This is a genomic window from bacterium (assembly GCA_030655055.1).
GTDB lineage: Bacteria > Edwardsbacteria > AC1 > AC1 > EtOH8 > UBA5202.
The window spans coordinates 1-10,779 of the sequence record JAURWH010000175.1 but is presented as its reverse complement, the minus strand read 5'-3'; the positions used below and the strand labels follow the sequence as shown (position 1 = coordinate 10,779).

Sequence of the window (10,779 nt, the reverse complement as noted above, 5' to 3'; positions counted from 1 at the left end):
CTAAAAGGAAAACGGAACCAACCATGGACAATAAACTGGAACAACTGGAAAAAAGATACCGGGAGCTGGAGTCTCAACTGTCCGATCCGGCGGTGCTGGCCAACCAGGCCAAGTTCCGCGACTATGCCCGGGAGCACCGCTCTCTTGGCGCCACCATCTCCAAATACGACGAGTTGAAGAGCCTGAGGCGGCAGATCGATGACAGCCGGTCCATGGTCACCACCAACGAGGACCCCGAAATGACCGCCATGGCCAAGGCCGAGCTGGAGGAACTGGAGCCGAAGCTCAAGGTGCTGGAGGAAGAGATCAAGGCCATGCTGGTGCCCAAGGATCCCAACGACTTCAAGAACGCCATCGTGGAGGTGCGGGCCGGCACCGGGGGCGATGAGGCCGCGCTTTTTGCCGGGGACCTGTTCCGGCTCTACACCCGTTATGCCGAGCGCAAGGGTCTTAAGATTGACCTGATGAACTCCAATCCCACCCAGTTGGGCGGATTCAAGGAAGTGACCTTTGGGGTGGAGGGCGAGGGGGCCTACGGGCTGTTCCGCTACGAAAGCGGCGTCCACCGGGTGCAGCGGGTGCCCCGGACCGAGGCCTCGGGCCGGATCCATACTTCGGCCGCCACCGTGGCGGTGATGCCCGAAGCCGAGGAGGTGGACATCCAGATCAACCCCGCCGACCTGAAGATAGACATCTACTGTTCCTCCGGGCCGGGCGGACAGTGCGTCAACACCACCTACTCGGCGGTGCGCCTGACCCACATTCCCACCGGGGTGGTGGTGGCCTGCCAGGACGAGCGCTCCCAGCTTAAGAACAAGGCCAAGGCCCTTAAGATCCTGCGCTCCCGGGTGCTGGAGAAGCTGGACGCTGACCGCCACGCCAAGGAGGCCCAGGACCGCAAGAGCCAGGTGAAATCCGGCGACCGCAGCGAGAAGATCAGGACCTACAACTTTCCCCAGAACCGGGTGACCGACCACCGGATCGGAATAACCCTGCACAGCCTGGACCAGGTGCTGGAAGGGCATATAGACCAGCTGGTGGAAGGGCTGATCAAGGCGGCCCAGGCCGAGGAGCTGGCTTCGGCGCTGGAATAAGGGCGTCTCCCCACTAAAGGGCACTAAAATTGATTTAACCTTTCGTGTCGTTTCGTGCGTTTAGTGGGAAAAACGGTACCAGGTTCTCTTTGCTTCGGCGCTGGAATAGGGACGTCTGCCCACTAAAGATCACGAAAAATAATAATCATTTTTAGTGTCGTTTCGTGTATTTAGTGGGGAAAATAGATATTTGGTAATTCAACATTTAACTAATCAAACCATGACCATCGGCCAGCTGCTGCAATGGGGCGCTGAAGCGCTGAGACAGAATGGTATCGAGAGCCAGGAACTGGAATCAGAGATACTGCTTTCCTTTGTCTTCAAATGCGGCCGGGCCCGGCTGTTCATCAGGAATTCCGAGCAGGTTCCCAAAAACCTGGAACTGAAATTCAAACGGGCCGTGTCTCAACGGCAGACCCGCCAGCCCTGGCAGTACATCATCGGGGAGACGGAATTCTACGGACTGAAGATCAAAGTGAACAAGAACGTCCTGATCCCCCGGCCCGAGACAGAGCTTTTGGCCGAAGCGGTCATCAAGCGCTGGAAACCGGAGTGGTCAACCATCCTGGATATCGGGGCCGGCAGCGGGGCCATCTCCATAGCCCTGGCCAGGAACCTTCCGAACGCCAGGATCTGGGCCAGCGAGATCTCGCCCGGGGCCGGGGCGCTGGCCAAAATGAACGTTGCCTCCCACGGACTTTCCCGCCGGGTGAAAATAGCAAAAGCCGACATTTTCCCCAAACTAAAACAGAGATACGACTGCATAGTCTCCAATCCGCCTTACATTCCATCCGGTCAGTTGAAGTCATTGCAGCCCGAAGTTTCGCTTTACGAGCCCTGGCAGGCCCTGGACGGGGGCCGGGACGGACTGAAATTCTACCGCCTGATCTCCAAAAAATTGAAAGAATATTTGAACCCCGGCGGCCTGCTGGCCCTGGAAATAGGGCAGGGTCAGGGAGACCAGGTCCGGAAGCTGCTGAAAACCTCTGATCCGGGAATGAAGATCGAGATCCTGAAAGACTACGCTAAGATCGAGCGGATAGTGCTGGGGTATAGATAGACTGCTTCGCTTGTGAAACAAGAGGGATTACTTTGAGTAACAAAAACCCAAAGACAGATCCTTCGGCGGTGAACTCTGGAGCATCTCTCAGGATGACAACGTTGCCCCATGCCCTTGGTGAAAATTAGTTTTGGGCATTATTGACAAGCCGGGCATAATAGGATATGATTAAAAGCTATACTGCGGTCTGAAGACGAAAACGCCACCGCCTTTGGCGGGGTGCCGCCAGAGGCGGCAAAAACAAAAGCAAATTAACCAAACAAGATATATCTGCCGGAAAAATGAGGATAGAAACCCACCCAATTCTGAATTTTCAAAGAGGCCCCAAGGTCACTTTTTACTTTGAGGGCCGGCCCGTGGAAGGCTTTTCGGGCGAAACCGTCGCGGCTGCGCTGCATGCCGCCGGGGTCAAGATATTGCGCCACAGCGTCAAGCTCAACCGACCCCGGGGCTTTTTTTGCGCCATCGGCAAATGCTCGTCCTGCCTGATGGAGGTGGACGGCGTGCCCAACGTCTTTTCCTGCATCACGCCCATCAAGGAGGGCATGCAGGTGAGGCGCCAGCAGGGCCGCGGCCGTATTACTCTGAACTAAGCGCATCTCGGATACGTTACTACATTAATACCCCAAATACTCAATTTCATGAATACTCTTGACTTTTTGATAATCGGCGGAGGACCGGCGGGCCTGATGGCGGCGCTGGCGGCCTCGGACTTCGGCCTGAAGCCCCTGGTGATAGACGAGAACCAGAAGCTGGGCGGACAGCTGATCAAGCAGACCCACATGTTCTTCGGCAGCAAGGCGGAGCGGGCCGGCACCCGGGGCTTTGACATCGGGACCGAGCTGGCCGGAGAGATGGAGAAACGGGGGATAGAGATCTGGAGCAATTCGCCGGCGGTGGGCTACTATCCCGACGGGACGGTGGCTGTGCTTAAGAACGACAAGCTTCACGGCTTAAAGCCCAAAGCGGTGCTGGCGGCCACCGGGGCCTCGGAGAACTTCGTCACCTTTCCCGGCAGCGATCTGCCGGGTGTCTACGGCGCCGGGGCGGTGCAGACACTGATGAACGTCTACGGCATCAAGCCCGGGCAAAGCGTGTTGATGATAGGATCGGGCAACATCGGGCTGATCGTCTCCTACCAGCTGATGCAGGCCGGGGTGCAGGTCAAGGCCATCATCGAGGGACTGCCCAACATCGGGGGCTATCTGGTGCACGCCTCCAAGATCGCCCGGGCCGGGGTGCCCATCCTGACCAGACATACCATCTTAGAGGCAGTGGGCGAAGACCAGGTAAAGGGCGCGGTGATCTCCAGGATAGACGATAAGTGGCAGCCGGTTGCAGGCAGTCAACAGAACATAGAGTGCGATACCATCTGTCTGGCGGTGGGCCTGACGCCCCTGACCGAAATGCTGTGGCAGGCCGGGTGCCAGATGAACTTTGTTCCGGAACTGGGCGGCCAGGTGGCCTGGCACGACGAACTGATGATGACCTCCATCCCCGGCATCTTCACCGCCGGAGACGTGACCGGGATCGAGGAAGCCTCCACCGCCATGCTGGAAGGCGAACTGGCCGGGCTGGGCGCGGTCAAATACCTCAAGGGCGATTCCAAAGAACTGCAGTGCCGGATAGACGACACCGCCTGCCGGCTGGCGGGACTGCGGGCCGGACCCTTCGGGCAGAAGGCCAGGGAAGGGAAGTGCAAGCTGAAGGAGTGCAGGATCAAACAAGTCTAAAAGTATGAAAGTTTGAAAGTTTAATGTTATCCGACAAGTTGAAATCAACCGGCCTGGCCGATGCCGCCGACATCCAGGCCGCCTGGCCAGCCGAAGAACGGCTGAAGAAGGGCCCGGTGGCAGTGGTGGAATGCTTTCAGGAGATACCCTGCAACCCCTGCGAGACCAGCTGCCCCCAGAAGGCCATCGTGGTGGGCCAGGACATCAACGCCCTGCCCCGGGTGGATCACTCCAAATGCAACGGCTGCACCATCTGCGTCTCCCGCTGCCCGGGACTGGCCATCTTCGTGATAGACGAAAAATATTCCGAGGCCGAGAGCGCCGTCACCATGCCTTACGAATTCCTGCCCCTGCCCCAGAAAGGGGACACGGTGGAAGCGCTGGACCGCCAGGGCCAAACCTGCTGCCAGGCAAAAGTCATCCGGGTGGTGAACACCAAGGCCCAGGACAAGACGCCGCTGGTGACCTTGGCCATCCCCAAGGGCAGGGAAAAGGTTGTCAGGTTCTTTAAACTGGTTCCCTGATGCCTTTTGCCACCAAAACACCAAGGCACCAAACCAAATCGTGAATTGTGAACGGTGAATGGTAATATTTGTGTCTTAGTGTCTTTGTGGCGGATTTAGTAAAAAAATAATATAAACCCACAAACAAAAAGGGACGTTATGGGCAAACTGAAAATGGTCCTGCTGGCCTGCCTGCTGCTGCCCGTTCTGGCTTTGGGGCTGGAGCCGCCCACCGATCTTAAACTGGCGGATGCTCCCAACGATGACGGTTCCATTATCATCATCACCTGGAAGCCGTCGGTCTCCGAAAGCGAGCCCGGCTTTGCCGGTTATAACATCGAACGGTCGGAATTCCCGTCCGATTCGTTTGCCATGATAGCCTGGGTGCCAAAGGGGACCGATGTCCACGAGGACAATACCATCGAGACCATGGGCAAAAGCTATTATTACCGGATAGCGGCGGTCACCAGGGACAGCGCCATCGCTTTGAGCGCCATTGCCGGGCCGGTCGCCACCACTCAAAGCTGGTTCCACGCCGGAAAACTCAACACCCTGATAGGGACTGTTTTATTCATTGCCATCACCCTGCTTTATATCTTCTGGGCCCGCCGGGGCAACCTGTTCATCCGGCGCATCGCCGGCCTGGATGCGGTGGAGGAAGCGGTGGGCCGGGCCACCGAGATGGGCAAGCCGATCCTGTACTGCAACGGCATCGGGTGGATAGACAGCATTTCCACGGTGGCTTCACTGAATATATTGGGACAGATCTCAAAAAAGGTGGCCGAATACGATACCCCGTTACTGGTTCCCACGGCTGACCCGGTGGTCCATGCGGTGGCCCGGGAAATGGTGAAGGAGGGATACAACAGCGCCGGCCGTCCCGACCTGTTCAAGGAAGACTCGGTCTATTTCATCACCAGCGACCAGATGGGCTATGCCGCGGCCCTGGCCGGGATCATGTCCCGGGAAAAGCCGGCCACCAACTTCTTCATGGGCTATTACGCCGCCGAGTCACTGGTGCTGGCCGAATCCGGGGCGGCCACCGGGGCCATCCAGATAGCCGGGACCGACCAGATCTCCCAGCTGCCGTTCTTCATCACCGCCTGCGATTACACCCTGATCGGCGAGGAACTTTACGCCGCTTCGGCCTACCTGTCCAAGGAACCCCTGCTGGTGGGAAGCCTTAAGGGTCAGGATGCCTGCAAACTGCTGATCATCCTGTTCGTTTTGGCGGGAACCATTGCGGCCATTATTTTCCGCAGTGATTTGATCTATAATATGTTCACCATTCAGTAAGGCGATTGAAAATGAAAAAAAACGTACCAATGGCCATAGTCTTTGTGCTGGGAGTTTTCTTTATCATCCAGTTCTTCATCCCCAGCCGTCCGTCCCAGATGATATTCAACAAAGCCATCGAGTGGGATATGGTTATATTTGTTTTTGCCTCGGTGATAGCGGTGGACAGTCTGGTCCGGCACCACATAATAAAAATAAACCGTAAAAACAAAGGGTGGGGTTACAGCATCGTCTATCTGGGCGCAGCCCTGTTCATGGTCCTGGCGGCGGTCTTCAGCGGCACCCGCGAGGGAAGTTTTTACATGAAAATTTTCAATTACGCCCTGGCGCCAATGCAGTCCACCATGTTCGCCATCCTGGCCTTTTACATGGCCTCGGCCAGCTACCGGGCTTTTAGGGCCAAATCCACCGAAGCCACCATGCTGCTGATCTCAGCCTTCATAGTGATGATCGGCCTGATCCCTCAGGGGGCTGCCGTCTGGAGCGGTTTCCCCAAACTTTCTGAATGGCTGATGCTGGTGCCCAACATGGCGGCCAAGCGGGGAATAACCTTCGGCATCGGCCTGGGAATCACCGCCACTTCGCTGAAGATCATCCTGGGCATCGAACGCAACTGGATGGGAGGGCAATAATATTATGATGAAGTTCCTTGCTAAATTCGGCAAACTTGACCGGCGGATAGTTTTCGGCCTGCTGTTGGCGACGATTTTGATACCGCTGCTGTTCAGCGTCAAATCGCGCTTCTATGTTGATTCCGCCACTCAGAAAGTATTTGACTATGTCGATAAGATAGAACCCAACGGCCGTCCGTTGATGATCTCCTTCGATTACGACCCCCAGGTGGCGGCCGAACTGGATCCCATGGCCCGGGCGGTGTTAAGGCACTGTTTTGCCCGGAATGTCAAAGTGGTGGGCCTGTCGCTGGCCCCGCAGGGTGATGCCATTGGAGAGGGCATCATGACCCAGGTGGCCCGGGAATTCAATAAAAAGCACGGGGTGGATTACAGTTATTTCGGGTACCGGCCGGGCATGACCATCATCATGCTGCAGATGGGGGTGAACGTCTCCAAGGCCCTGCCCTTGGATTATTACCAGGCTCCCTATGATAGTCTGCCAATGATGGCAAATATCCACAATTACGACGATATCGCATTAATCCTTTCCCTGGCCGGTTCCACATACCCGGTAAGCTGGATGATCTATGCCGGGACCAAATTCAAGGTCAAGATAGCGGCCGGACAGACCGCGGTGATGGCTCCGGACAACTATCCCTTTCTTCAGACCGGCCAGTTCGTTGGACAGTTGGGGGGGATGAAGGGCGGGGCCGAATATGAGCAGCTGATAGTTGACGCCGGTTATTACGGCAAACCTGACGTGGCCAGCAAAGCCATGAATGCCATTGCCTATTCCCACTTGCTGATCATACTGCTGATCGTTTTGGGCAATGTCGGGTATTTCATTTCCCGGAAACTGGACAAAAGCAAGCAATCATAAACCGAAATCATCTAACAAGGGAATGAACATGAGCACCAATATTTGGGTATGGATTGCGGCCCTGCTGAGCCTGGCCATTTTCTCATATCTCTATAAAGATAACCCCGTTTTCCGTTTTGCCGAGCACCTTTTTACCGGGCTCTCGGTGGGGTATTTCATAGTCCTGTACTGGAACAACTACACTTTGCCGTATATCGTCACACCGCTGCAGAACCGTCAGTGGCTGACCCTTATTCCCATGGCCATCGGGCTGATGTACCTTTTCCGGTTCATTCCCAAACTCAACTATTTGATATTGATACCCATCGCAGCCAGCCTGGGTTTCTGGAACGGCATGTCCATTCCCCTGACCTTTGAGGCCGATGTGCTGAAGCAGATCCAGGGGACCATGGTCAACACCTCAATGTTTGCCAATATCTGGGATCCCCGGAAGGGACTGATGGTCGGCTTGCTGGTGATGATCGGAGTGATCAGCACCATCAGCTACTTCTATTTCTCCCGGGAGCACAAGGGGGCGCTAAAAGTCAGTGCCAATGTGGGCATCTGGTTCGTGATGATAGGCTTCGGGGCCACCTTCGGTTATACTGTTATGGCCCGGGTCTCGTTGCTGATCGCCAGAATGCAGTTCCTGTTCACCGACTGGATACATCTGATCAAGTAAGCTTCTGGCAACAAGGTTGAAGAGGTTAATGAGGTTCAAAATGTTGTAAAAGGTTTGAGATTCATAATGATCTTTCACAACTACCTTTTGAAATTGATGCTTTTTGTCTGAAATCCTCGCGCAAAAATAATTCTCAAGAAATATAATCAACCACAAACGGAGAAAATTAATGAGGCAAAAAATACCGGGGCTGCTTCTGGTCCTGTTTTGGGCTTCGCTGTGCCTGGCCCTGCCGGCCCAGCAGATCCCCGTGACAGCCGAGCCGGCGGCGGCGGCCATTGCCCCAGTTCCGGAGGTCAAAGCCGGGGACACCCCCAACGACGGCGGGAACGCCATCACCGTCACCTGGCAGGCTTCGCCGGATGAAGCCCGGGGGCTGGTGGAAGGCTACGAGGTCCTGCGTTCCGAAACAGTGGACGGCCAGTATTCCAAGGTGGGATATGTGCCTTACGGCTTCACCAGTTTTGACGACCAGGAAGTGCCCAAAAATGCCAGCGACTTCTTCTATCAGGTCAAGACCGTGGGAAGGGGGGCGGCAGCCTTCACCCTGAGCGCGGTCTCCAATCCGGCCCAGGCCCGGGAGCAATGGTTCAACACCGCCCGGGTCAATGCCCTGATCAGCTGTTTATTGTTCACCCTGATAGTGGTGATCTTCATCTCCCGGGCCAAGCGGGGCCAGAGCCTGTTCATCCGCCGGATCGCCGGGCTGGCCGCGGTGGAGGAGGCGGTGGGCCGGGCCACCGAGATGGGACGTCCCATCCTTTACGTGCCCGGACTTTCCACCATCTCGGACGTGGCCACCATAGCCGCCTTGAACATCCTGGGACAGGTGGCCAAGAAGGCCGCCGAGTACGACACTCCGCTCTTAGTGCCCAACCGGGACCCGGTGGTGTTCACCGTGGCCCAGGAGATAGTCAAGGAGGCCTACGCCGAGGTCGGCCGCCCCGACGCCTACAATCACGACTCGGTCTTTTACCTGACCGACAGCCAGATGGGATTTGCCTCCGGGGTTGACGGCATCATGACCCGGGAGAAGCCGGCCACCAATTTCTTCCTGGGCATGTTCTGGGCCGAGTCGCTGATCCTGGCCGAGACCGGGGCCTCCACCGGGGCCATCCAGATAGCCGGAACCGACGCCATCTCGCAGCTGCCGTTCTTCATCACCGCCTGCGATTACACCCTGATCGGCGAAGAGCTTTACGCCGCCTCGGCCTACCTTTCCAAGGAGCCGATGCTGCTGGGGACCATGAAGGGCCAGGACTGGAGCAAGGCCATCATAGTGCTTTTGCTGCTGGCCGGGCTGGCCACGGCGCTGATCGCCCCCGGGACCAGGGACTTCATCCTGAAAATTCTTAAGGTAGGGTAAGGAGCAAAATGAAAAGACAGATACCATTGATAATTGTGCTGACCCTGGGGATCGTATTCTTCATCCAGTTCTTCATCCCCAGCCAGGTCTCAACCAACATTTACCAGACCACCCTGCAATGGGAGATAGTGATCAGCGCCTTTGCCATAGTGCTGGCCATCGGCAGCCTGATCAACCACCACCTGCTGAAGATCCGGCGCCGCAAGGAGCATTGGTGGAACAGCATTGTCACCCTGGTGGCCCTGGTGGCGATGGCCCTGCTGGGGATCTTCGGGAGGGCCAAGGGGATGGAATCTTTGGGCCAGCTGTACCGCACCCTGTTCCTTTACGTTCAGGCCCCCATGGATTCGGCCATGTTCTCCATCCTGGCCTTTTACATGGCCTCGGCCGCCTACCGGGCCTTCCGGGCCCGTTCCCAGGAAGCGGCCCTGCTGCTGATCTCCGGCTTCATCATCATGCTGGGAGTGGTGCCCTTCGGCTCCCTGATCTGGTCAAAGATACCGGACATCGCCGAATGGATCATGATGGTCCCCAACATGGCGGCCAAGCGGGGGATCCTGTTCGGAGTGGGCCTGGGAATGACGGCCACTTCGCTGAAAATTGTGCTGGGCATTGAGCGCAGCTGGCTGGGAGGTGGAAAATGAAGATATTAGAGAACCTGACCAAGATCAACCGCCGGTACATCTTTTTGATGGTGGCGGTGGCGGTGATAGTTCCCCTGGTCATCCCCATGAACCTGCCCACCCTGCCGGGAAAATACACCGTCAAACTTTATGATTTCATCGACAAGATCCCGGCCCAGAGCCAGCCGGTGTTGATCGCGGCGGATTACAGCCCCTCGATGATGCCGGAGCTTCAGCCGATGCTGGAATCAATCATCCGCCACTGCTTTGCCAAGAAGATCCGGGTGATCGTGCTGACCCTGGATCCCAACGGGGCGGCCCTGTCGGAAGCGGCCCTGAGAAAGATCGCCCCGGAATACGATGCCGTATACGGCCAGGATTACGCCTTTCTGGGCTTTAAGCCGGGGGCGGCCATAGTGATGATGTCCATCGGAGAGAACTTCCGCCAGGCCTTTCCCGCCGACTTTTACGGGACCAAACTGGACAGCCTGCCGATGATGGCCAACGTCCGTAATTACGCCGATGTCCCGATCGTGGTCTCCATCGCCGGAAGCGCCATCACCCAGAGCTGGATCGCCTACGCCGGCACCAGGTACCACGCCAGCGTGGGCTCGGGCTGCACCGCGGTCAGCACCGCCGATTACTATCCGTTCCTGCAATCCGGACAATTGGTGGGGCTTTTGAACGGAATGAAGGGGGCCAGCGAATACGAATATCTTAACCAGAAGAACGGATATTCCAAGGCCCCCCGGGTGGCCGGCAAGGGAATGGACGCGGTCTCCATCGTCCATCTGCTGCTGATGGCCTTCATCATCCTGGGCAACATCGGGTATTTGGTGACCCGGCACAACCAGACCAAGAAGTAAGGAGCAAAAAATGATATTTTCAACCAATCCCTGGGTGTGGGTGGCAGCCGTTCTGACGCTGTGCATCTTCTCCTTTTTGTACA

12 protein-coding genes are annotated in these 10,779 nt (G+C 56.7%); all 12 read left to right on the top strand.

Annotation, left to right across the window (positions count from 1 at the left end):
• Positions 1-23 precede the first annotated feature (23 nt).
• The 12 genes from prfA (at position 24) to Q7U71_08255 (ending at position 10,696) form a co-directional block, all read left to right on the top strand.
• Positions 24-1,094 (top strand): peptide chain release factor 1, encoded by a 1,071-nt coding sequence (gene prfA, locus Q7U71_08310; protein ID MDO9391761.1) that lies wholly within the window; start codon positions 24-26, stop codon positions 1,092-1,094.
• Positions 1,095-1,314: 220 nt separating this feature from the next.
• Entirely contained in the window at positions 1,315-2,154 is an 840-nt protein-coding gene (gene prmC / locus Q7U71_08305) for a peptide chain release factor N(5)-glutamine methyltransferase (GenBank protein MDO9391760.1), read from the top strand.
• Between the two features lie 281 nt (positions 2,155-2,435).
• Positions 2,436-2,747 carry a (2Fe-2S)-binding protein gene (locus Q7U71_08300; protein MDO9391759.1) on the top strand — a complete coding sequence of 104 codons (312 nt, stop codon included), beginning with the start codon at positions 2,436-2,438 and terminating at the stop codon, positions 2,745-2,747.
• 48 nt (positions 2,748-2,795) lie between these two features.
• A complete protein-coding gene (locus Q7U71_08295; GenBank protein MDO9391758.1) occupies positions 2,796-3,887 on the top strand; it encodes an FAD-dependent oxidoreductase in 1,092 nt (363 codons plus the stop codon).
• Positions 3,888-3,910: 23 nt separating this feature from the next.
• Positions 3,911-4,411 carry a 4Fe-4S binding protein gene (locus Q7U71_08290; GenBank protein MDO9391757.1) on the top strand — a complete coding sequence of 167 codons (501 nt, stop codon included), beginning with the start codon at positions 3,911-3,913 and terminating at the stop codon, positions 4,409-4,411.
• A 138-nt stretch (positions 4,412-4,549) separates the two neighbouring features.
• Complete coding sequence (locus tag Q7U71_08285; GenBank protein MDO9391756.1) at positions 4,550-5,686, top strand: hypothetical protein; 1,137 nt, start codon at positions 4,550-4,552, stop codon at positions 5,684-5,686.
• An 11-nt stretch (positions 5,687-5,697) separates the two neighbouring features.
• Positions 5,698-6,318 (top strand): hypothetical protein, encoded by a 621-nt coding sequence (locus Q7U71_08280; GenBank protein MDO9391755.1) that lies wholly within the window; start codon positions 5,698-5,700, stop codon positions 6,316-6,318.
• A gap of 4 nt (positions 6,319-6,322) precedes the next feature.
• Positions 6,323-7,180 carry a hypothetical protein gene (locus tag Q7U71_08275; GenBank protein MDO9391754.1) on the top strand — a complete coding sequence of 286 codons (858 nt, stop codon included), beginning with the start codon at positions 6,323-6,325 and terminating at the stop codon, positions 7,178-7,180.
• A 28-nt stretch (positions 7,181-7,208) separates the two neighbouring features.
• Positions 7,209-7,841, top strand: a complete 633-nt coding sequence (locus Q7U71_08270; GenBank protein ID MDO9391753.1) for a hypothetical protein — start codon at positions 7,209-7,211, stop codon at positions 7,839-7,841.
• Between the two features lie 169 nt (positions 7,842-8,010).
• Positions 8,011-9,207, top strand: coding sequence for a hypothetical protein (locus tag Q7U71_08265; GenBank protein MDO9391752.1), 1,197 nt, complete (start codon positions 8,011-8,013; stop codon positions 9,205-9,207).
• An 8-nt stretch (positions 9,208-9,215) separates the two neighbouring features.
• Complete coding sequence (locus Q7U71_08260) at positions 9,216-9,851, top strand: hypothetical protein (GenBank protein MDO9391751.1); 636 nt, start codon at positions 9,216-9,218, stop codon at positions 9,849-9,851.
• Entirely contained in the window at positions 9,848-10,696 is an 849-nt protein-coding gene (locus tag Q7U71_08255) for a hypothetical protein (protein MDO9391750.1), read from the top strand. Before Q7U71_08260 ends, Q7U71_08255 begins: the two co-directional genes overlap by 4 nt.
• Positions 10,697-10,779: the final 83 nt, after the last annotated feature.